Origin of the sequence: Patiriisocius marinus (assembly GCF_008974325.1) — a bacterium.
Lineage (GTDB): Bacteria > Bacteroidota > Bacteroidia > Flavobacteriales > Flavobacteriaceae > Patiriisocius > Patiriisocius marinus.
Genome location: NZ_BKCG01000010.1, coordinates 31,906 through 52,270, shown reverse-complemented (window position 1 = coordinate 52,270; position 20,365 = coordinate 31,906). Strand labels below are relative to the sequence as shown.

Below are 20,365 nucleotides of genomic sequence, written 5' to 3'. Positions count from 1 at the left end.
CAAAGATAGTTTTTTTAACGTTTTATGTGTTGTTTGAGTCGTATCTTTATAAGGAATAACAATGGGGTTATTTTTTAATATTTCTGAAATGCTATATAACGTTTCTTATAAAAACAATAAAATATCACAAATAATTGACGAGGAAGTTGGCGAGCCATACTCTTTAAAGGAGCGGCTTCGCTTAAGAGGGATAGGGAGTTCTAAACTTATTATCATTGATGCTAGTCCTGAAATTGCTAAACTACTCAACCTTGACAATAACAGAAATCAATGTAATATTGAACTTAGACCCGATGGAATCATTTTGGGATTTCGTTCGCTATTAGAAAGTTTTGCTTTTGTCATTCCTTTCTACAAATTAGTTATTTATAAAGGAGAGGCTGAAAGTTATTCCATTTATAGAGATCATCAATTTGTAAAAATAGAGGCAAAACCAACTGATAAAGCAACTCATCACTTTATCAAAAAAATACTCGCAGCAAAAACTAATATTGCGACTGCTCGTGTAGATGATTTATAGGCTTATCGTTTTTTAGTTAAAAATGCGCCAGCTACAAATGCTATTACCCCCAAACAAACCATAGCAAGCGATTGATTGTCAAACCCTTCAGTAGCCGTCACTTCAATTATCTCAATATCTAACACTTCTTGGGGCACAAATGCATTATACAATCCAGAAGCAATTAATGCGATTCCTCCTACTATTAACACAAGACTCAATATTTTCATTTTCTGAAATTTTAATAATTCAAGATAGTTAAATCTGTAATAATTCTGTAAACCTTAGGATATTAATAAACAGACTCTCGTTATCTTTAGAGAAAACAAATATCTTGAAAATATTACTTACAGGTGCCAATGGTTATATAGGAATGCGATTACTACCGTTATTGGTTGAACAAGGACACGAAGTAATTTGCGCAGTAAGAAGTGTCAACAGACTTTCGGTTTCAACTGAAATGCTAAAAAAAATTAGCGTTGTAGAAATAGATTTCCTAAAAACGCTAAAACCAGGAATACTACCAAAAGATATTGATGCTGCATATTATTTAATTCATTCTATGTCCTCTTCAACAAGCGACTTTGATGAAAAAGAAGCACTTGCAGCGAAAAATTTTAATGAATACCTATCCCCTACAAATTGTAAACAAGTAATTTATGTAGGCGGTATTGCTAATGAAGAAAACCTCTCCAAACATTTATGGTCACGCAAAAATATTGAAGAAACATTATCAAACGGCACAGCTTCCTTAACGGTTTTAAGAGCAGCAATAATTGTAGGTAGCGGTAGCGCATCATTTGAAATAATTAGAGATTTGTGCGAAAAATTACCTATAATGGTAACGCCACGTTGGGTAAAAACAAAGTGCCAACCCATTGCAATTAGGGATGTTTTGACATACCTCACAGGAGTATTAGGTAACGAACAATGTTACAACGATTCATTTGACATAGGAGGGCCTGATGTTTTAACCTATCGCGAAATGATGATGGAATATTCTCGTTTTAGAGAACTAAACCTAAGTATTATCACCTTGCCTTTTTTATCTCCTAAAATATCAAGCTATTGGCTTTATTTTGTTACATCTACATCTTACAAATTAGCTTTAAACCTTGTAGACAGTATGCGTGTTGAAGTAATTACACAAGACACGAGACTCCAAAAAATACTTGACGTCAATCCTATTTCGTATAGAAAAGCGATAGAACTTGCTTTTAAAAAGATAAAACAAAACCAAGTTGTTTCAAGTTGGAAAGACAGTATGGTTAGTGGTCGTTTCAGAAAAGATTTAAAACAATATGTAGAAGTACCAGATCACGGTTGCGTTTTTGACAAACAAATTATCAAGCTTAATCATCCAGAAAAAGCATTAGAAAATGTTTGGTCAATTGGTGGTGAAAGAGGTTGGTATTACGCTAATTGGCTTTGGAAAATACGTGGTTATATTGATAAAATATTTGGAGGAGTTGGACTTAGGAGAGGTCGCACGCACGTTTCTAAAATATATGAAGGTGACGCACTCGATTTTTGGCGTGTTATTTTAGCTGATAAGAAAAACAAGAGGCTCTTACTTTTTGCTGAAATGAAAGTGCCTGGCGAAGCTTGGCTAGAATTTAAAATAGACAGTAACAATGTATTACATCAAACCGCCACATTTAGACCTCGCGGACTTTGGGGGCGACTTTACTGGTACACAATGTTACCGTTTCACTACTTTATTTTTGGCGGAATGATTAGAAGGATTGCTGCTAATTAAACAGTTTTCATAGCTTTAGGTAAAAACACCTCTGCCATCATACAACGAGCACTACCGCCACCACAAGTTTCAATAGTAGTTAAGTCACTACTTAAAATTTTACAGTGTTTTTGAATAGCTTTTACTTGGTCACTTTTAAGACTAGATCTTGCAGCCTCACTCATCACCATGTAATTTGCATCTGCACCTTTTACTTGCAGCATATTACCCGCAAACTGATGCATCTGTTCTTCTGTGATTGTAATAATTTCTTTTTTAGTTTCCTTTAGATGTTTAATCACGTTTTTCTTTTCGTGTTTATCATCAATAGTATCAAGACAAATTACCGCAAATGTTTCGGCTAAAGCCATCATTACATTTGTATGGTAAATAGGTAAACGCTGATTTTTTGCATTTTGATTAGCAGTAAAAATTACCGGATCGTATTCAAAATCTTCACAAAACTCAATTACTAACTCCTCATCAGCTCTTGGTGAAATAGCACAGTACGCCTTATTATTTACACGGTCTAAAAGTAAACTTCCAGTTCCTTCTAGAAAATAGCCTTCATCCTCTGCCGATGTATAATCCATATACCCGTCAATTAGAAAACCTTCTTCCTCAAGTCTAGTCATTACTTCTTCTCTGCGCTCACGACGTCTGTTTTCAGCAAACATTGGGTACAACCCTACCGTTCCATCTTTATGAAAACTCACCCAATTGTTAGGAAAAATAGAATCTGGAGTATCCATTTTAAGATCATCATTTTCCACAATCACATTCACTCCTACTTTGCGAAGTTTCTCCACAAAATTATCAAACTCCTCTTGCGCTTTTGCATTAATCTCTGCATTACGAAGTTGAAGATCTTCTTGAAAATAGTTATTTACCGCAGTCTCTTCGTTCATACGGAAAGCAACTGGGCGAATCATTAAAATAGTATTTGTAATCTGTGACATTTGTGGACTGAATTTTGATTGTACAAAGTTAGTTCAAATTTGGAATATCTAATCAGAAGTACCCACTCTAATTGACCAATACAACAAATATTTTTTTTAACCGTTTTAGAATTTCTAAAAACAGAATAACCACCATTGAAATTAAGGTTGTAAAATAATATACGACTTACATAAAACAAGTACCTTTATTAAACTAGATCACAACTATGAAAACATTTTTTATCACCCTCACACTTCTTGCCTTTACATTAACAAGTCAAGCACAAGAATGGTTTACCAATATGGATGAAGCTCAGAAAGTCGCAAAAGCTGAAAATCGCCCAATAGTTTTAGTATTTCAAGGAAGCGACTGGTGCGCACCGTGTATTAAACTTGATAAAGAAATTTTTCAATCTGATACTTTTAAACTATACGCAAAGGATCATTTTGTAATGGTTGAAGCAGATTTTCCACGTAAAAAGGCAAATGCTTTAGCTCCAGATTTACAAGCACACAATAATGCATTAGCAGAACGTTTTAATACAAACGGAATATTTCCATTTGTAGTAGTTATGGATAACGATTTGAAAGTACTTGGTCAAACTGGCTATTACAAAACTACACCAACAAAATACATCTTAGAATTAGACAGCTTTACAAGATAACCTTTGAAAAAACTCCTTTTAATACTACTGTTTTTTAGCACTTTTGTACTTAAAGCGCAAGAGACTCATAAACGCGCACTAATTTTAATGGGTAGTGCATTTGACATTACTGTGGTTTCTGAAAATAATGTTTCGGCAAACGAAGCAATTGATTTGGCAGTAGCCGAAATTTCAAGAATTGAAAAATTAATCTCGAGTTGGGACCTTAACTCAGAGACTTCTGCTATTAATAAAAATGCCGGAATTGCCCCAGTTAAAGTTTCCGAAGAACTATACCAACTTATTGAACGCTCTATAAAAATATCAGAACTAACTGATGGTGCTTTTGATATAAGTTATGCATCTATGGATCGAATTTGGAAATTTGACGGCTCAATGACTGAGATGCCATCTACAACTGATATTGAAAACTCAGTAAGCAAAGTTGGATATAAAAACATCCTTCTCGACAAAAACAGAGGAACCGTATTTCTTAAAAATAAGGGAATGAAAATTGGTTTTGGAGCAATAGGCAAAGGCTACGCTGCAGATATGGCTAAAAGATTACTTCAGAAAAAAGGTGTTGTTTCAGGAATAATTAATGCCAGTGGCGATATGAATACTTGGGGAACACAACCTAATGGTTTGCCTTGGAAAGTTGCTATTACAAACCCTCTTGACAAAGATAAAGCATACGCACTTTTACCAATTAAAGGTGCTGTTGTTACCTCTGGAAACTATGAGAAGTTTGTTAAATTCAATGGCATTAGATACACACATATAATAGATCCAAGAACTGGATATCCTGCAACTGGAATATTAAGCACAACAATTTTCGCACCAAGTGCAGAACTTGCAGATGCATTAGCTACATCAGTATTTGTAATGGGTGTTAAAACTGGGATGGATAGAATAAATCAAATTCCTGGTATTGAATGCGTATTAATTGAAGAGGATGGCAGTGTTAGAACATCAAAAAATATTACACTAGAAATTAAAAACTAAAACGTACCTTGTTACTATGAAAACAGCTATAAAAATATTCTGTGCCTTCTGTGTCATTACACAACTTACATCTTGCATAGTGGTAAAAGAATATGAAAAAGTAAACATTAACGATCCAGATATGGCTTTAAGTGACAAGGCTGTAAAAAAGGGCGAAAGCAATGCTCTTGCATATAGAGAAGCAGCATCTGGAGCTAATGGCGGTAAAACTGGTGGAGGTTGCGGATGCAATTAATCAGTTAATTAGCGACTAACCTTATACTTTCATTTTATTATTATTTATATGAAATCAACCTTTTTAATTAGTTTTATTTTTTTCTCTTTTGCGATTTATGCACAAGACACAATTCCTACCTATAAAAAACGTGTGCTAGAAACTACTGAAGTAGATATTGTAGCAAGTTACTACTCTCAAGATGGAGATAACGCAGCAGTTACAGGTGGTCGAGGAACTGAAGAGTTAACAGATTTTGCACCAAGTATTACTATCGCAATACCATTAAATGCAGACGATGTATTTACTATTGATGCAGGAGTTTCAGCTTATACATCTGCTTCATCTAGTAATGTAGATGCATTTGATGGTGACACAGCAGATCCATTTGTAGCGTCATCTGGAGCTTCCGGAAGTGATCTTTGGGCAAATGGTGTATTTAGTTACAGCCATAGCAGTGATGACCGTAATAAAGTCTGGGGAGCTAAGGTTTCGGTTTCATCTGAGTATGATTACTTTTCTTTAGGTTTTGGCGCTAATTACACGTACTTATTTAATGAAAAAAATACCGAAATAAGCGCTAATGCAAATGTGTACTTAGATCAATGGACACGTATCTATCCTGAAGAACTTCGCTTCGACATTGAAAATGAAACAGATTTTGAAGATTTAAATCCGCTTCCAAACACAAACAGAAACTCGTACTCCTTAGGTCTAGGTTTTTCTCAGATATTATCTAAAAACTCTCAAGCCTCACTTTCCTTAGATTTGGTTCAACAAGAGGGGCTTTTATCTACGCCATTCCATCGTGTATATTTTAGTGATAAGCCTGATATATTCGTTGAGAATTTTCAGCTTGGTGATGACATTGAACGCCTTCCAGACACACGCTTTAAAATTGCGATAGGAGGCCGACTTAACTATTATATTAACGAGACTTTTGTACTAAGAACATACTATCGATATTACACAGATGATTGGGGAATTGACTCGCACACAGCAAGTATAGAGGTGCCAATTAAACTGAGTAGCAAATTCACGTTATACCCATCATATCGCTTCTATAACCAAACAGCAAGTGATTACTTTTACGAATACAATACCGCATTGTCTACTGATGATTTTTACACAAGTGATTATGATTTATCAAAATTTACCGCACACCAGTATGGCTTAGGTGTAACTTACACTGATATATTTACAAACTTCAAAATATCGAAATGGGGTTTAAAGAGTATCGACTTAAAATTTGATCAATATAGTCGTGATAGCGGACTCAATTTTTTCTTGATCTCTACGGGATTAAAGTTCGTTCACGATTAACATACCCAAATTTCACAAAACAAAACAGCCGAATACAATGTGTATTCGGCTGTTTTGTTAGCGGTTTTACTAAAATTTAATCACGCACTAGCGGCATTGTTGTGCAACGTAACAGTCCTTCTTGTTTTGATATTTCGGCATAAGGTACTTCTTCAACTACATATCCATTTTCTCGAAGCCAAGTATTTAAACGTTTAAAATTCTTTTCTGAAATTATAACATCTTCGGAAATACTAAAGATATTACTATTCATATTATACATTTCTTTTTTAGTTATATGAAAACAATTCTCATGTCCGAAGAAATCCACTAACCATTGATATTCTTCTTCTATCAAAAATCCTTCACGATGTATAATACAACGACCGTGACCAATAGGCTGAAAACAGCAATCTAAATGTAATGCGTTATCCTCTGCAATTGTATTAGATTTACGTAAATTGAAAGACTTCACTTTCTTATTTGGGAACAAAGACTGTAGGTATTTTACAGCTTTCATATTTGTGCGTGCTGTAATAAATGAGGAATAGTCTTCGCCATAATATGTACCTACAAATATGTAATCACCATAAGGCATTACATCTCCACCTTCTATATGTGCAGCTTCAGGAAATTCAATAATTTTAGCTGGATCTATATGTATCATCACTGCATCTAATGCATCGATTTCTCTAGATCTATCCTCTAAAATATTAGCTTTAATAAATTTATCCTCAATCACGAAAGCAATATCTCTTGAGAAAATTTGATTGTAATCCTCAATGATGGTAGGACGATAGACTTTAACGTCATACTTTTCAAAAACAGCAGCAACTGCTTCCATTTCTACAATCATATCTTTTTCTAGTGGATATGTACCTGCTTTTATAAATTCTGCACTTTTAGGATCATATGCATCTTCTAATAATGGTGTTGGCCCATTACTTTTTGCAGTACCTAATACAACTTCCCTAAGTCTTGAAAACTCGTTAGTGACGTTCAATTTTATCATAAAACAAATATAGCTAATATGCCTCATTGAACTAAATGAGCATCATTAAAAATTTAAATTTATACCCCTAGAAATAATCATATTCGCAAAAAAAACAAATTTAAAATAAGCATACAAAAAAAGCACCTCTATTTGAGATGCTTTTTTTATATAATTCTAAATATGCCTTATGGCTTATCTTTCAGAAATCTCTTTGAATGGTCTAAGAGTTTCTCCAATATAAATTTGTCTTGGACGACCAATTGGCTCTTTTCTAGCACGCATTTCTTTCCATTGAGAAATCCAACCTGGAAGTCTACCCAAAGCAAACATAACAGTAAACATTTCTACAGGAATTCCCATAGCTCTGTAAATGATACCTGAGTAAAAATCTACATTTGGATATAATTTTCTATCTACAAAATATTCATCGCTTAAAGCTTCAGCTGCAAGACCTTTAGCTATATCTAAAACAGGATCTTCTATACCTAAATCTGCTAGAACATCATCAGCTGCAACTTTAATAATTTTAGCACGTGGATCGAAATTTTTATAAACTCTATGTCCAAAGCCCATTAATCTGAAAGGATCAGACTTATCTTTTGCTTTATTCATAAACTTGTGCGTATCTCCACCATCTTCTTTAATTGCTTCAAGCATTTCTAAAACTGCTTGATTAGCACCACCGTGTAATGGCCCCCAAAGTGCAGATATACCAGCTGCCAATGAAGAATATAATCCTGCGTGAGATGAACCAACAATACGTACAGTAGATGTTGAACAATTTTGTTCGTGATCTGCATGAAGAATTAATAGCTTATCTAAAGCATTTAGTAAAATATCATTCTGCTTGTATTCTTCATTTGGTTTTTCAAACATCATTTTTAAGATGTTTTCAACATACCCTAAGCTATTATCGCCATAGTTTAATGGTAATCCTTTTTGCTTACGCATTGTCCAAGCTACTAATACTGGAAACTTACCCAATATTTTAACAATAGCATTGTACATATCTTCCTCACTGTTTACATTAACAGTTGTTGGATTAAATGCCGTTAACGCACTTGTAAGAGAAGACAATACTCCCATTGGGTGAGCCGACTTAGGAAATGCATCTAATATTTTTTTAACGTCATCATCAACAACGCTTTCTTCTTTAATATCTGAGTGAAATTTATTTAATTGATCCTGTGTTGGAAGTTCTCCAAAAATCAACAAATAGGCTACTTCTAAAAAATCTGCTTTTTCAGCAAGTTCTTCAATTGAATATCCTCTATAACGCAAGATACCTTCCTCACCATTCAAAAAGGTGATGGCACTTTCACAAGACCCCGTATTTTTATAACCTGGATCGATTGTAGTTATTCCTCCCGTAACACCACGAAGAGTTTTAATATCTATTGCAGTTTCATTTTCAGTACCGGTAATTAAAGGGAATTCATATTTTTTCCCATCAATTTCTAGTGTAGCAGTTTTTGACATATTTATCTATTGTATTTTATATTTGAAGTTCAGTCGGAACCGAATTGCTAAATTACAAAATCTCACCATAATATGCATAGAAATATGCAATTAGCTTAGGTTAAATAATCCTTAAATTTAGATTAAGTAGGGATTTCAATAAAGAAGTAATAATTCAATCTTATCAGTAATAAAAAAAGCAACCACTGAGTGGTTGCTTTTTAAAACTATAGTATTTTTTATACTAGATTTTGAAGGCATTTTTTCCTGGGAAATATGCCGTATTATTTAATTGCTCTTCTATACGAAGTAACTGGTTATATTTTGCCATACGATCACTACGTGAAGCAGAACCAGTTTTTATTTGCCCACAATTTAATGCTACTGCGAGATCAGCGATAGTATTATCTTCAGTCTCTCCACTTCTGTGAGACATCACTGAAGTATATCCAGCATTATGAGCCATATTTACAGCTGCAATAGTTTCTGATAATGTACCTATTTGGTTCACTTTTATCAAAATAGAATTTGCAATTCCTTCATCAATACCACGAGACAAACGATCTACATTAGTAACAAATAAATCATCTCCTACTAATTGAACTTTATCGCCAACTTTATCTGTAAGCGATTTCCAACCTTCCCAATCATTCTCATCCATTCCATCTTCAATCGAAATTATAGGATATTTACGAGAAAGTTCAGCTAGGTAACTGGCTTGTTCCTCACTAGTTCTAATTGCACCTTTATCACCTTCAAATTTTGTATAGTCATACTTACCATCCACATAAAATTCCGCAGCCGCACAATCCAATGCAATCATAATTTGATCTCCAAAACTATACCCCGCATTTTCAACAGCTTTTTTAACTGTATCTAACGCATCTTCTGTACCGTCAAGTGTTGGAGCAAAACCTCCTTCATCACCTACCGCTGTACTTAAATCCCTATTATGAAGAACCTTTTTTAAATGGTGGAAAATTTCAGACCCCATTTTCATTGCTTCTGTAAAACTCTTTGCGGCAACTGGCATAATCATAAATTCTTGAAACGCTATTGGCGCATCACTATGACTTCCTCCATTTATAATATTCATCATAGGCAAAGGAAGTGTCTTTGCACTAACACCGCCAATATATCTATACAAAGGCAAACCAAGCTCATTTGCAGCTGCTTTAGCACATGCCAAAGAAACTCCTAAAATCGCATTAGCTCCAAGTTTAGATTTATTAGCTGTTCCATCCAAATCAATCATAATTTGATCAATTTCCTCTTGTTCAAAAACCGAAACTCCTAATAGTGTTCCTGCTATTCGCCCATTTACATTCTCAACCGCTTTCAACACACCCTTACCCATATAAGCATCTCCTCCATCACGTAACTCGACTGCTTCGTGCTCACCTGTACTTGCTCCTGAAGGCACTGCTGCACGACCTACAAATCCATTTTCAGTAATTACATCAACTTCAACAGTAGGGTTACCTCTTGAATCGAAAATTTGTCTTGCGTGTATATCTATAATAATGCTCATAATTTAGTTTTGAGTTTATTGAATAATTTATTTTTTAGCTTTTTTTACATTTTCTACAAACTGATCAAATAAATAGCTTGCATCGTGTGGACCAGGGCTAGCCTCTGGGTGGTACTGTACAGAAAAAACTGGCTTATCTTTAAGCCTAATTCCTGCAGCTGTGTGGTCATTAAGATGAACATGTGTTATTTCAACATTTTCATGAGCCTCAGCTTCTTCTCTATTAATTGCAAATCCATGATTTTGAGATGTAATTTCACCTTTACCCGTAAGTAAATTCATAACTGGATGATTAATACCTCTATGTCCGTGATGCATTTTATAAGTAGAAATTCCATTTGCTAATGCTAATACTTGATGACCTAAACAGATACCAAACAAAGGCGAACTTGTTTTCAAAATTTCTTTTGTTGTTTCAATAGCTTCAGTCAATGGTTCAGGATCACCTGGCCCATTAGACAAAAAGTACCCGTCTGGATTAAATGATTTTAGATCTGCAAAAGGAGCATCAAAAGGGAACACCTTTATATAACAATCTCTTTCTGCTAGATTGCGTAATATGTTTTTTTTAATCCCTATATCTAATGCTGAAATTTTATAAGATGCATTTTCATCACCAAAGAAATATGGCTCTTTAGTAGACACCTTACTAGCTAATTCTAATCCATTCATATCTGGAATATCAGCTAGTTGCTTCTTTAATCCCTCTATATTGTCAACATCTGTAGATATTACAGCATTCATTGCTCCATTATCTCTAATATAATTAACAAGAGCTCTTGTATCTACATCACTTATAGCAAGCAAATCATTTTTATTTATAAATGATTCTAATGAATCATCAGCTAGATCTCTTGAATAATGGTAACTAAAATTTCTACATATTAGACCTGAAATTTTAATAGAATCAGACTCTATTTCATCATTGTTAATACCGTAATTTCCTATATGTGCATTTGTGGTGACCATTAGCTGTCCAAAATATGATGGGTCTGTAAATATTTCTTGGTAACCAGTCATACCAGTATTAAAACATACTTCACCAAACGAAGTACCTTCTTTCCCTCCTACTGCTTTTCCATGGAAGATAGTTCCATCGGCTAATAAAATAAGTGCTTTCTTTCGAGTTTGATATTTCATCTTTCTTAACTATTAGATTACAAAAATAACTTAATTAGATAGTTATATGATACTTCAGTTTTTAGAACTTTTAAACAAAATTTGATAAATGATAAAAAAATAAATTTCAAAAAAAGTTTAAAAAAAAAGGGATAAACATTAAATGCTTATCCCTTTTTATATCTATTGAAGCTGAATCATTTATTCTTCTTCTTTTGTTGCTTTAGTTGCTACTGCTGGTGCAGAAGCCTTAGCAGCTCCACCACGACGACTACGACGAGTAGTTTTAGTCTTCTTAGCTTTGCCTGCATTATAAATTTCGTTGTAATCAACTAATTCGATCATCGCCATATCAGCGTTATCTCCTAGACGATTACCTAATTTAATAATACGAGTGTATCCACCTGGACGATCTCCAACTTTTACAGCTACATCTCTAAACAACTCAGTTACGGCATCTTTTTGACGTAAACGAGCCATAACGATACGACGATTGTGTGTAGTATCTGTTTTAGACTTAGTAATCATTGGTTCAACAAAACCTTTTAAAGCTTTTGCTTTTGCTACTGTTGTGTTTATTCTTTTATGCTCAATTAAAGAACAAGCCATATTCGCAAGCATTGCTTTTCTATGCGCTGTTTTTCTCCCTAAATGATTTACTTTTTTTCCGTGTCTCATGACATTTGTTTTATCATCTTGCTACCAAATCCACCATTGTGGAGAGCAAAATATGATTATTATTAAATTATGTTACTAGTCTTTATCTAGTTTGTATTTTGAAAGATCCATTCCAAAATTAAGTCCTTTAACATTTACAAGTTCTTCTAACTCAGTTAAAGATTTCTTACCGAAATTTCTGAATTTCATTAGATCGTTCTTGTTATAAGAGACTAAATCTCCTAATGTATCAACCTCTGCAGCTTTCAAACAGTTTAATGCACGAACACTTAAGTCCATATCAACTAAACGAGTTTTTAGCAATTGACGCATGTGTAATGATTCTTCATCATATGTTTCAGTTTGAGCAATTTCATCAGCCTCAAGGGTGATACGCTCATCACTAAACAACATGAAGTGGTGAATCAAAGTTTTAGCTGCTTCAGTTAAAGCATCCTTAGGATGGATTGAACCATCTGTTTGGATTTCAAAAACTAACTTTTCGTAATCTGTTTTCTGTTCTACACGGAAATTTTCAATGCTATATTTAACATTTTTAATTGGAGTGTAAATAGAATCTGTAAAAATTGTACCTAATGGAGCATTCGCTTTCTTGTTCTCTTCAGCAGGAACATAACCACGACCTTTTTCGATAGTGATCTCCATATTAAGATTTACTTTGTTATCCATATTACAGATAACTAAGTCTGGGTTTAATACCTGAAAACCTGAAATATACTTTTGGAAATCTCCAGCAGTTAATTGATCTCCACCGTTAACAGAAATTGTAACAGTTTCATTATCTATTTCGTCAATCTGTCTTTTAAAACGAACTTGTTTTAAGTTTAAGATTATTTCAGTTACATCCTCAACCACACCTGCAATTGTTGAAAACTCGTGATCAACTCCTTCAACACGAATTGAAGTAATTGCAAATCCTTCTAATGAAGAAAGTAATACACGTCTAAGGGCATTACCTACTGTCAATCCGTAACCAGGCTCTAAAGGACGAAATTCGAATTTCCCTTCAAAATCTGTAGAATTGATCATTATAACCTTATCAGGCTTCTGAAAATTTAATATTGCCATAGTGACTGGTGGGTTTTTATTATTTAGAATATAATTCAACGATAAACTGTACGTTTATGTTTTCTGGAATTTGAATAAGTTGAGGAATCGCAACATACGTTCCTTCTTTTTTCTCAGAATTCCAAGTAATCCATTCAAATACGTTTCTAGCATTTGTTAATGATGCATTAATAGCTTCAAGAGATTTAGACTTCTCTCTAACAGCAATAACATCACCTGGCTTTAATTGGTATGAAGGAATATTTACTTTTTCTCCATTTACAGTTATGTGACGGTGTGAAACTAACTGTCTTGCAGCTGGACGACTAGAAGCTATTCCCATACGGTAAACAACATTATCTAAACGTGATTCAGCAATTTGCAACAATACTTCACCTGTAATTCCTGGTGCAGCAGTTGCTTTCTTAAACATGTTTCTAAACTGACGCTCTAGGATACCGTAAGTATATTTTGCCTTTTGCTTTTCAGCTAATTGAATAGCATATTCAGATTTTTTACCTCGACGACGATTATTTCCGTGTTGTCCTGGTGGGTAATTTCTTTTTTCAAAGTTTTTGTCTTCTCCGTAAATCGCTTCACCGAATTTACGTGCAATTTTAGTTTTTGGACCAGTATATCTTGCCATTTCTAATAGTTTTTGAAGTGATACTAAATTAAGGTCTTACGTTAATCCTTTAGTTTCGTTAATCTTCAGATTGATATTTATTATTTACAACTTAAGATGCCCTAGAGCATCTTATATTATTTTTCTCAATTGAGCCCGCAAAGGTACAATTAAAAAATAGAAATTGAGGCATCCAAAAGAATGCCTCAATAATTTTATTATACACGACGTCTTTTAGCAGGACGACAACCGTTATGTGGCATTGGTGTAACATCAATAATTTCTGTTACTTCTATACCAGCATTATGAATACTACGAATTGCAGATTCTCTACCGTTACCAGGCCCTTTAACGTACACTTTACACTTTCTTAGTCCAGCTTCATGTGCAACTGCTGCACAATCTTCTGCTGCTAATTGAGCTGCATAAGGAGTATTTTTCTTTGATCCTCTAAACCCCATTTTACCGGCTGATGACCAAGAGATAACATCTCCACCTTTATTTGTTAAAGATATAATGATATTGTTGAAAGATGCTGTAACGTGAGCTTCACCTACAGACTCCACAATAACTTTACGTTTTTTTGTGCTTTTAGCTTTTGGATTTGACTTTGCCATATCTAAGGTTTATTTAGTTGCTTTTTTCTTGTTAGCAACAGTTTTACGTTTTCCTTTTCTCGTTCTTGAGTTATTCTTAGTGCGCTGTCCTCTTAAAGGAAGACCAACTCTATGACGAATACCTCTGTAACATCCAATATCCATCAATCTCTTGATACTCAATTGAACCTCACTACGTAATTCACCTTCGATTTTGTAAGTACCAACAGCGTCACGAATAGCTCCGATTTCATCATCGTTCCACTCACTAACTTTTTTGTCTTCGCTTACTCCAGCTTTTTCTAATATATCTTGTGCACGGCTTTTACCGATTCCAAAGATATATGTTAACGCGATTACACCCCTTTTTTGTTTAGGAATATCTACACCTGCGATTCTTGCCATAATTATCCTTGTCTTTGTTTGAACCTAGGGTTCTTTTTATTAATTACATATAATCTACCTTTTCTGCGTACAATCTTGCAGTCGGCACTTCTCTTTTTAACTGATGCTCTAACTTTCATTTTAGTATCTGTATGTTATTCGAGCCTTAGTTAAATCATAAGGACTCATTTCTAATTTTACTTTATCTCCTGGTAATAATTTTATGTAGTGCATTCTCATTTTTCCTGAGATATGCGCTGTAACTATGTGACCGTTTTCTAACTCAACACGAAACATAGCATTTGATAATGCTTCTACGATGCTTCCGTCTTGTTCTATTGCGGGTTGTTTTGCCATTCTGAAATTTTAATTTTATTGTTATTATGCTATTACCTATTGGCAATAGTCATACCAACATTTCAAATATAGTTTATTAGTTACGCTACTGCCTTTCTATTCTTTCCACTCTTCATTAAGCCATCATAATGACGGTTTAATAGATAAGAGTTGATCTGTTGCATTGTATCAATTGCTACACCTACCATAATTAGTAAAGATGTACCTCCAAAGAATAATGCCCAACCTTGCTGGATTCCTAAAAACTTAACGACAATTGCAGGAAAAATAGCAATTAACGCAAGAAACACAGAACCTGGTAAAGTAATTTGAGACATAATTCTGTCTAAAAACTCAGCAGTATCTCCACCTGGCTTAATACCAGGTATAAAACCTCCACTACGTTTAAGATCATCTGCCATTTTGTTAGTTGGAACAGTAATAGCTGTGTAAAAGTACGTAAAAATGATAATTAAAATTGCAAAAGTAACATTATACCACAATCCAAATATATCACTAAAATTTACTTGCATCCATTGACCAACACTAGAATCCTTCATAAAGCTAACTCCACCAAGAAAACTTGGTACAAACATAATTGCCTGAGCAAAGATGATAGGCATAACACCTGAAGCGTTTAACTTTAATGGAATAAACTGTCTAGCTCCGAAAATATTTTTTTCATATTCCCCTGTAGCTGTTCTACGAGCATACTGAACAGGTATCTTACGTACCGCCATTACTAGTAAAACAGAAAGTAAAATAATTACAAACCATATTACCATCTCAATAAGTATCATGATCATACCACCATTTGATTCATAAACTCTAGAAACAAATTCCTGAGCAAATGACAACGGAAGTGTTGCTATAATACCTACCATAATAAGGATAGAAATACCATTTCCGATACCTTTATCTGTTATTTTTTCACCTAACCACATTGCAAAAACACAACCAGTTACTAAAATGATAGTAGAAGAAACAAAGAACATTGGTGTCTTACCTAGAATAAAAGCTGCTGAAGGTACTCCCAAAGCTTCTAAACCAAATAAATAACTAGGTGCCTGAATTAAACAAATACCAATGGTTAACCATCTTGTAATTTGATTAATTTTCTTCCTACCACTTTCTCCTTCTTTCTGTAATTTCTGTAAATACGGAACCGCAATTTGCATCAACTGTACAACAATGGAAGCGGAAATATAAGGCATAATACCCAATGCAAAAACAGATGCATTAGCAAAAGCACCACCTGTAAAAGCATTTAATAAACCACCAATTCCACCGGCATCAAAATTACCAGAGAACTCAGCAAGTTTTGAGGCATCAATACCAGGCAATACTACTTGAGCACCAAAACGGTAAACTAGTAATAGACCTAACGTTACCATAATACGGTTACGTAATTCCTCTATTTTCCAAACGTTCTTTAAAGTTTCAATAAATTTCATCGGTTGGTTCGATTACAATGTTACTACCTCTCCACCAGCAGCTTCAATAGCTTTCTGAGCGGATCCAGTAAATTTATGTGCAGTTACTGATAATTTAGACTTCAACTCTCCTCTTCCTAAAATCTTCACCATTTCATTCTTACGAGCAAGTCCAAGACCTACTAATACATCAAAATCTACAGTGTCCTTAATTTTCTTGTCATCAACTAACTGTTGTAAAGTATCAAGGTTAATCCCCTGATATTCTTTACGATTAATGTTAGTGAAACCAAACTTAGGTACACGACGTTGTAAAGGCATTTGACCACCTTCAAAACCGATTTTCTTAGAGTATCCAGAACGAGACTTTGCTCCTTTGTGACCACGGGTTGCCGTACCACCTTTTCCAGAACCCTGTCCACGTCCTACACGCTTCCCTTGTCTTTTAACTGAACCTTCTGCAGGTTTTAAGTTACTTAAATTCATGTTTTATATCTTAAACAGTTTCTACTGAAACTAAATGTTGAACTTTGTTTACCATACCAAGAATATTTGGCGTGTCGTCATGCTCCACAGTTTGACCTATTTTTTTAAGTCCAAGCGCTTGAAGCGTTCTCTTCTGGTTTTGAGTACGGTTTATCGCACTCTTAACCTTTGTTACTTTTATTTTTGCCATCTTGTATAGGTTTATCCTTTAAACAATTTTTCCATTGAAATACCACGCTGTTGCGCCACAGTTTGAGCACTACGCATTTGTAATAGAGCATCAAAAGTTGCTTTAACAACATTATGAGGATTAGATGATCCTTGAGATTTAGAAAGTACATCATGCACTCCTACCGCCTCAAGTACTGCACGAACTGCACCACCTGCTATTACCCCTGTACCAGGAGCTGCTGGTAATAAATTTACTCGAGCACCACCATATTTTCCTTTTTGTTCGTGAGGTAAAGTTGATTTATTCAAAGGTATTCTAACTAAATTTTTCTTAGCATCTTCAATCGCTTTTGCAATTGCACTTGCTACATCTTTAGATTTCCCTAAACCTTGTCCTACAACTCCGTTTTCATCCCCTACCACAACAATAGCAGAAAATCCGAAGGCTCTACCTCCTTTTGTCACTTTAGTAACACGTTGTACTCCTACCAAACGATCCTTTAAATCAAGGCCTCCTGGCTTTACTAATTCTACGTTTTTATAATCTTGATACATATTCTTAGAATTTTAGTCCGCCTTCGCGAGCCCCTTCGGCTAATGATTTAACTCTTCCGTGATATAGGTAACCTCCTCTGTCAAAAGAAATACTTTCAACACCAGCTTTAGATGCTTTATCAGCAATCGCTTTACCTACTAATTTTGCTGCTTCAACTTTATTAACTTTAGCAGCTTCTATATCTTTATCTCTTGAAGATGCAGCAGTAATGGTCTTACCATTTACATCGTCAATAAGTTGAGCATAGATATCTTTATTACTTCTGAAAACTGCTAAGCGAGGACGCTGAGCTGTTCCACTAATCGTTTTACGTATTCTTCTACGTAAACGAAGTCTTCTTCCTTCTTTTGATAATGCCATAACTTTATATCTTATGCAGATTTACCTGCTTTTCTTCTAATTTGTTCACCTACAAACCTAACACCTTTTCCTTTGTACGGTTCAGGTCTACGGAAACCACGAATTTTCGCAGCAACTTGACCTACTAATTGTTTGTCGTGTGAAGTTAACTTCACTATTGGATTTTTTCCTTTTTCAGAAACAGTTTCAACTTTTACTTCTGGAGCAACATTTAAAACTATGTTATGAGAAAATCCTAAAGCAAGATCTAATTTTTGACCTTGATTACTTGCTCTATATCCTACACCAACTAATTCTAGTTCTTTAGACCAACCTTTAGAAACTCCTTCTATCATGTTGAACACTAAAGATCTGTATAATCCGTGTTTTGCTCTGTGATCTTTATGATCTGTTGAGCGCTCTACGACTACTTCGTCGTTTTCTACCTTTACTGTAACATCAGAGAACTCTTGATTTAATTCTCCTAATTTTCCTTTGACAGTAATCACGTTGTTTTTTACTTCAACTGTTACACCTGCTGGAATCGCTACCGGGTTTTTACCTATTCTTGACATCTGTTCTTGTCTTTTATATTAGTATACGTAACACAATACTTCACCACCTACATTCTGAGATTGAGCTTGCTTTCCTGTCATAACTCCTGCTGAAGTTGAAACAATAGCAATACCTAATCCATTTAAGATACGTGGCATCTCGTTAGCACTTGCGTATTTACGTAAACCTGGTTTACTTATACGTTGAATTTTCTTGATAACTGGATCTTTTGTAAGCTTATCATACTTTAAAGCGATTTTAATAACACCTTGGTGTCCTTTATCATCTTCAAATTTATAGCTCAAAACAAAACCTTGATCAAAAAGAATTTTTGTTATTTCCTTTTTAAGGTTTGACGCCGGTATCTCAACGACACGGTGTCCAGCCTTTACGGCGTTTCTAACTCTCGTTAGGTAATCTGCGATTACGTCTGTATTCATTTTTATATAATTGCGATGATGGTTTTCAATGCCGAAATATTACGCACATTAAACCTTCCATCAGTTAATTAAGCTTTATTGCTTTAACAAATTTACGGTAAAAAATTTCCGCTTTGCTAATAATTTACCAAGATGCTTTTCTAACACCTGGTATTAAACCTTGGTTAGCCATTTCACGGAATGTTACACGTGAAATACCAAATGTTCTCATATACCCTTTAGGTCTTCCTGTTAATTTACAACGATTATGTAAACGTACAGGAGAGGCATTTTTAGGTAATTTCTGTAAACCTTCATAGTCCCCAGCTTCTTTTAAAGCTTTACGCTTTTCAGCATACTTCTTTACCATTGCTTGTCTCTTAACCTCGCGGGCTTTCATTGATTCTTTAGCCATCTCTTAGTTCTTTTTAAAAGGTAAACCTAATTCTGTTAATAACGATTTTGCTTCTTTATCAGTACCAGCAGTAGTAACAAACGTTATGTTCATTCCTTCAATCTTTTTTATCTTATCGATATCGATTTCAGGGAAAATGATTTGTTCAGTAACTCCTAATGAGTAATTACCTCTTCCATCAAATCCAGTTGCTTTAATACCATTAAAGTCACGTACCCTTGGTAAAGATGATGTCACAAGTCTATCTAAAAACTCATACATACGTTCACCTCTCAAAGTAACCATTGTTCCAATTGGCATACCTTTACGAAGTTTAAACGTAGCGACATCTTTCTTAGAAATAGTTGCTACTGCTCTTTGACCAGTAATTGTCGTCAATTCATCTAATGAATAGTCAATCAATTTCTTGTCTGCTACAGCGGCACCTACACCACGAGAAACTACAATTTTCGTTAATTTAGGAACTTGCATTACATTTTTGTAACCAAATTCTTCCGTAAGAGCACCTATTACTCTGCTCTTGTATTCTTCCTTAAGTCTTGGTGAATATCCCATAACTATAATACTTGATTCGATTTTTTAGAAAATCGTACTTTTTTTCCATCTTCCATTCTGTAACCTACACGTGTAGCTTTTCCATCCTTAGGATCAACTATTGATAGGTTTGAAATATGAATAGGAGCTTCTTTTTCAGTAATTCCACCTTGAGGACTAGCAGCGCTAGGCTTCTCATGTTTCTTTACCATATTAACTCCCTCTACGATTGCTTTGTTCTTTTCAGCAAAGACACGCATAACCTTACCTTCAGAACCTTTATGGTCTCCTGCAGTAACAACTACTTGGTCTCCTGATTTTAATTTAAGCTTTGCCATTTTATTTTCGT

General features: G+C 34.5%; 29 protein-coding genes. 6 read left to right on the top strand and 23 right to left on the bottom strand.

Annotation, left to right across the window (positions count from 1 at the left end; genetic code table 11):
- The first annotated feature begins 61 nt into the window (after positions 1-61).
- The gene (locus GBH57_RS14485) at positions 62-520 is read left to right on the top strand and encodes a hypothetical protein (RefSeq protein WP_306424031.1); all 459 of its coding nucleotides are present in this window, start codon (positions 62-64) and stop codon (positions 518-520) included.
- Between the two features lie 2 nt (positions 521-522).
- On the opposite strand, the gene GBH57_RS14480 is transcribed toward GBH57_RS14485, so the two are convergent.
- Complete coding sequence (locus GBH57_RS14480; protein ID WP_151675215.1) at positions 523-729, bottom strand: hypothetical protein; 207 nt, start codon at positions 727-729, stop codon at positions 523-525.
- 104 nt (positions 730-833) lie between these two features.
- Between GBH57_RS14480 and GBH57_RS14475 the strand changes: the two genes are divergently transcribed.
- The gene (locus GBH57_RS14475; RefSeq protein WP_151675214.1) at positions 834-2,258 is read left to right on the top strand and encodes an SDR family oxidoreductase; all 1,425 of its coding nucleotides are present in this window, start codon (positions 834-836) and stop codon (positions 2,256-2,258) included.
- Here the strand turns inward: GBH57_RS14475 and ctlX are convergent.
- A complete protein-coding gene (gene ctlX / locus GBH57_RS14470) occupies positions 2,255-3,196 on the bottom strand; it encodes a citrulline utilization hydrolase CtlX (RefSeq protein WP_151675213.1) in 942 nt (313 codons plus the stop codon). The two genes, GBH57_RS14475 and ctlX, sit on opposite strands and share 4 nt — an antisense overlap.
- Before the next feature lie 206 nt (positions 3,197-3,402).
- On the opposite strand from ctlX, the gene GBH57_RS14465 reads away from it, so the two are divergent.
- The 4 genes from GBH57_RS14465 to GBH57_RS14450 are packed head-to-tail and all read left to right on the top strand — an operon-like array spanning position 3,403 to position 6,361.
- Entirely contained in the window at positions 3,403-3,840 is a 438-nt protein-coding gene (locus GBH57_RS14465) for a thioredoxin family protein (protein ID WP_151675212.1), read from the top strand.
- 3 nt (positions 3,841-3,843) lie between these two features.
- Positions 3,844-4,824 (top strand): FAD:protein FMN transferase, encoded by a 981-nt coding sequence (locus GBH57_RS14460; protein ID WP_235904725.1) that lies wholly within the window; start codon positions 3,844-3,846, stop codon positions 4,822-4,824.
- Between the two features lie 16 nt (positions 4,825-4,840).
- Positions 4,841-5,059, top strand: coding sequence for a DUF4266 domain-containing protein (locus GBH57_RS14455; RefSeq protein ID WP_151675211.1), 219 nt, complete (start codon positions 4,841-4,843; stop codon positions 5,057-5,059).
- A 48-nt stretch (positions 5,060-5,107) separates the two neighbouring features.
- Positions 5,108-6,361, top strand: a complete 1,254-nt coding sequence (locus GBH57_RS14450; RefSeq protein WP_151675210.1) for a DUF3570 domain-containing protein — start codon at positions 5,108-5,110, stop codon at positions 6,359-6,361.
- Between the two features lie 76 nt (positions 6,362-6,437).
- On the opposite strand, the gene GBH57_RS14445 is transcribed toward GBH57_RS14450, so the two are convergent.
- The 21 genes from GBH57_RS14445 to rplX all read right to left on the bottom strand — a co-directional run bounded on the left by GBH57_RS14445 (position 6,438) and on the right by rplX (position 20,354).
- The gene (locus GBH57_RS14445) at positions 6,438-7,352 is read right to left on the bottom strand and encodes a dimethylarginine dimethylaminohydrolase family protein (protein WP_151675209.1); all 915 of its coding nucleotides are present in this window, start codon (positions 7,350-7,352) and stop codon (positions 6,438-6,440) included.
- 174 nt (positions 7,353-7,526) lie between these two features.
- Positions 7,527-8,813: a citrate synthase gene (locus GBH57_RS14440; RefSeq protein WP_151675208.1), complete on the bottom strand. Its 1,287-nt coding sequence runs from the start codon at positions 8,811-8,813 to the stop codon at positions 7,527-7,529.
- A gap of 223 nt (positions 8,814-9,036) precedes the next feature.
- Positions 9,037-10,323 (bottom strand): phosphopyruvate hydratase, encoded by a 1,287-nt coding sequence (gene eno / locus GBH57_RS14435; protein ID WP_151675207.1) that lies wholly within the window; start codon positions 10,321-10,323, stop codon positions 9,037-9,039.
- 27 nt (positions 10,324-10,350) lie between these two features.
- A complete protein-coding gene (gene carA, locus GBH57_RS14430; protein WP_151675206.1) occupies positions 10,351-11,463 on the bottom strand; it encodes a glutamine-hydrolyzing carbamoyl-phosphate synthase small subunit in 1,113 nt (370 codons plus the stop codon).
- 180 nt (positions 11,464-11,643) lie between these two features.
- On the bottom strand, positions 11,644-12,120 hold the full coding sequence (rplQ, locus tag GBH57_RS14425) for a 50S ribosomal protein L17 (protein WP_151675205.1): 477 nt from the start codon (positions 12,118-12,120) through the stop codon (positions 11,644-11,646).
- Between the two features lie 75 nt (positions 12,121-12,195).
- Positions 12,196-13,188 carry a DNA-directed RNA polymerase subunit alpha gene (locus GBH57_RS14420; protein ID WP_151675204.1) on the bottom strand — a complete coding sequence of 331 codons (993 nt, stop codon included), beginning with the start codon at positions 13,186-13,188 and terminating at the stop codon, positions 12,196-12,198.
- A gap of 19 nt (positions 13,189-13,207) precedes the next feature.
- The gene (gene rpsD, locus GBH57_RS14415; protein ID WP_151675203.1) at positions 13,208-13,813 is read right to left on the bottom strand and encodes a 30S ribosomal protein S4; all 606 of its coding nucleotides are present in this window, start codon (positions 13,811-13,813) and stop codon (positions 13,208-13,210) included.
- 197 nt (positions 13,814-14,010) lie between these two features.
- On the bottom strand, positions 14,011-14,409 hold the full coding sequence (gene rpsK, locus GBH57_RS14410; protein ID WP_151675202.1) for a 30S ribosomal protein S11: 399 nt from the start codon (positions 14,407-14,409) through the stop codon (positions 14,011-14,013).
- Between the two features lie 9 nt (positions 14,410-14,418).
- A complete protein-coding gene (gene rpsM / locus GBH57_RS14405; RefSeq protein WP_151675201.1) occupies positions 14,419-14,793 on the bottom strand; it encodes a 30S ribosomal protein S13 in 375 nt (124 codons plus the stop codon).
- Between the two features lie 2 nt (positions 14,794-14,795).
- Positions 14,796-14,912: a type B 50S ribosomal protein L36 gene (gene ykgO / locus GBH57_RS14400; RefSeq protein ID WP_013305171.1), complete on the bottom strand. Its 117-nt coding sequence runs from the start codon at positions 14,910-14,912 to the stop codon at positions 14,796-14,798.
- A 1-nt stretch (position 14,913) separates the two neighbouring features.
- Complete coding sequence (infA, locus tag GBH57_RS14395; protein ID WP_068589225.1) at positions 14,914-15,129, bottom strand: translation initiation factor IF-1; 216 nt, start codon at positions 15,127-15,129, stop codon at positions 14,914-14,916.
- Between the two features lie 80 nt (positions 15,130-15,209).
- Positions 15,210-16,562 carry a preprotein translocase subunit SecY gene (secY, locus tag GBH57_RS14390; RefSeq protein ID WP_151675200.1) on the bottom strand — a complete coding sequence of 451 codons (1,353 nt, stop codon included), beginning with the start codon at positions 16,560-16,562 and terminating at the stop codon, positions 15,210-15,212.
- 12 nt (positions 16,563-16,574) lie between these two features.
- Positions 16,575-17,027 (bottom strand): 50S ribosomal protein L15, encoded by a 453-nt coding sequence (rplO, locus tag GBH57_RS14385; protein WP_151675199.1) that lies wholly within the window; start codon positions 17,025-17,027, stop codon positions 16,575-16,577.
- A 10-nt stretch (positions 17,028-17,037) separates the two neighbouring features.
- Positions 17,038-17,217 carry a 50S ribosomal protein L30 gene (gene rpmD / locus GBH57_RS14380; RefSeq protein ID WP_151675198.1) on the bottom strand — a complete coding sequence of 60 codons (180 nt, stop codon included), beginning with the start codon at positions 17,215-17,217 and terminating at the stop codon, positions 17,038-17,040.
- Positions 17,218-17,228: 11 nt separating this feature from the next.
- Complete coding sequence (gene rpsE, locus GBH57_RS14375; RefSeq protein ID WP_151675197.1) at positions 17,229-17,753, bottom strand: 30S ribosomal protein S5; 525 nt, start codon at positions 17,751-17,753, stop codon at positions 17,229-17,231.
- Positions 17,754-17,757: 4 nt separating this feature from the next.
- On the bottom strand, positions 17,758-18,114 hold the full coding sequence (gene rplR / locus GBH57_RS14370) for a 50S ribosomal protein L18 (RefSeq protein ID WP_151675196.1): 357 nt from the start codon (positions 18,112-18,114) through the stop codon (positions 17,758-17,760).
- Between the two features lie 11 nt (positions 18,115-18,125).
- Entirely contained in the window at positions 18,126-18,668 is a 543-nt protein-coding gene (gene rplF / locus GBH57_RS14365; protein ID WP_151675195.1) for a 50S ribosomal protein L6, read from the bottom strand.
- An 18-nt stretch (positions 18,669-18,686) separates the two neighbouring features.
- Positions 18,687-19,088, bottom strand: coding sequence for a 30S ribosomal protein S8 (gene rpsH, locus GBH57_RS14360; protein ID WP_151675194.1), 402 nt, complete (start codon positions 19,086-19,088; stop codon positions 18,687-18,689).
- A 124-nt stretch (positions 19,089-19,212) separates the two neighbouring features.
- On the bottom strand, positions 19,213-19,482 hold the full coding sequence (gene rpsN / locus GBH57_RS14355) for a 30S ribosomal protein S14 (protein WP_151675193.1): 270 nt from the start codon (positions 19,480-19,482) through the stop codon (positions 19,213-19,215).
- Positions 19,483-19,485: 3 nt separating this feature from the next.
- A complete protein-coding gene (rplE, locus tag GBH57_RS14350; protein ID WP_151675192.1) occupies positions 19,486-20,037 on the bottom strand; it encodes a 50S ribosomal protein L5 in 552 nt (183 codons plus the stop codon).
- Positions 20,038-20,039: 2 nt separating this feature from the next.
- Positions 20,040-20,354: a 50S ribosomal protein L24 gene (gene rplX, locus GBH57_RS14345; protein ID WP_151675191.1), complete on the bottom strand. Its 315-nt coding sequence runs from the start codon at positions 20,352-20,354 to the stop codon at positions 20,040-20,042.
- Between the last annotated feature and the right edge of the window lie 11 nt (positions 20,355-20,365).

Coding starts and splice junctions, on each gene's coding strand:
- rpsM (WP_151675201.1), bottom strand. CDS start 14,793: ATGGCAAGAATCGCAGGTGTAGATATTCCTAAACAAAAAAGGGGTGTA.
- GBH57_RS14480 (WP_151675215.1), bottom strand. CDS start 729: ATGAAAATATTGAGTCTTGTGTTAATAGTAGGAGGAATCGCATTAATT.
- rpsH (WP_151675194.1), bottom strand. CDS start 19,088: ATGAATACAGACGTAATCGCAGATTACCTAACGAGAGTTAGAAACGCC.
- ctlX (WP_151675213.1), bottom strand. CDS start 3,196: ATGTCACAGATTACAAATACTATTTTAATGATTCGCCCAGTTGCTTTC.
- rpsD (WP_151675203.1), bottom strand. CDS start 13,813: ATGGCAAGATATACTGGTCCAAAAACTAAAATTGCACGTAAATTCGGT.
- secY (WP_151675200.1), bottom strand. CDS start 16,562: ATGAAATTTATTGAAACTTTAAAGAACGTTTGGAAAATAGAGGAATTA.
- rplE (WP_151675192.1), bottom strand. CDS start 20,037: ATGGGATATTCACCAAGACTTAAGGAAGAATACAAGAGCAGAGTAATA.
- GBH57_RS14420 (WP_151675204.1), bottom strand. CDS start 13,188: ATGGCAATATTAAATTTTCAGAAGCCTGATAAGGTTATAATGATCAAT.
- carA (WP_151675206.1), bottom strand. CDS start 11,463: ATGAAATATCAAACTCGAAAGAAAGCACTTATTTTATTAGCCGATGGA.
- ykgO (WP_013305171.1), bottom strand. CDS start 14,912: ATGAAAGTTAGAGCATCAGTTAAAAAGAGAAGTGCCGACTGCAAGATT.
- rplF (WP_151675195.1), bottom strand. CDS start 18,668: ATGTCAAGAATAGGTAAAAACCCGGTAGCGATTCCAGCAGGTGTAACA.
- GBH57_RS14485 (WP_306424031.1), top strand. CDS start 62: ATGGGGTTATTTTTTAATATTTCTGAAATGCTATATAACGTTTCTTAT.
- GBH57_RS14455 (WP_151675211.1), top strand. CDS start 4,841: ATGAAAACAGCTATAAAAATATTCTGTGCCTTCTGTGTCATTACACAA.
- rplQ (WP_151675205.1), bottom strand. CDS start 12,120: ATGAGACACGGAAAAAAAGTAAATCATTTAGGGAGAAAAACAGCGCAT.
- GBH57_RS14445 (WP_151675209.1), bottom strand. CDS start 7,352: ATGATAAAATTGAACGTCACTAACGAGTTTTCAAGACTTAGGGAAGTT.
- rplO (WP_151675199.1), bottom strand. CDS start 17,027: ATGAATTTAAGTAACTTAAAACCTGCAGAAGGTTCAGTTAAAAGACAA.
- infA (WP_068589225.1), bottom strand. CDS start 15,129: ATGGCAAAACAACCCGCAATAGAACAAGACGGAAGCATCGTAGAAGCA.
- GBH57_RS14465 (WP_151675212.1), top strand. CDS start 3,403: ATGAAAACATTTTTTATCACCCTCACACTTCTTGCCTTTACATTAACA.
- rpsK (WP_151675202.1), bottom strand. CDS start 14,409: ATGGCAAAGTCAAATCCAAAAGCTAAAAGCACAAAAAAACGTAAAGTT.
- rpsN (WP_151675193.1), bottom strand. CDS start 19,482: ATGGCTAAAGAATCAATGAAAGCCCGCGAGGTTAAGAGACAAGCAATG.
- eno (WP_151675207.1), bottom strand. CDS start 10,323: ATGAGCATTATTATAGATATACACGCAAGACAAATTTTCGATTCAAGA.
- GBH57_RS14440 (WP_151675208.1), bottom strand. CDS start 8,813: ATGTCAAAAACTGCTACACTAGAAATTGATGGGAAAAAATATGAATTC.
- rpmD (WP_151675198.1), bottom strand. CDS start 17,217: ATGGCAAAAATAAAAGTAACAAAGGTTAAGAGTGCGATAAACCGTACT.
- rplR (WP_151675196.1), bottom strand. CDS start 18,114: ATGGCATTATCAAAAGAAGGAAGAAGACTTCGTTTACGTAGAAGAATA.
- rpsE (WP_151675197.1), bottom strand. CDS start 17,753: ATGTATCAAGATTATAAAAACGTAGAATTAGTAAAGCCAGGAGGCCTT.
- rplX (WP_151675191.1), bottom strand. CDS start 20,354: ATGGCAAAGCTTAAATTAAAATCAGGAGACCAAGTAGTTGTTACTGCA.
- GBH57_RS14450 (WP_151675210.1), top strand. CDS start 5,108: ATGAAATCAACCTTTTTAATTAGTTTTATTTTTTTCTCTTTTGCGATT.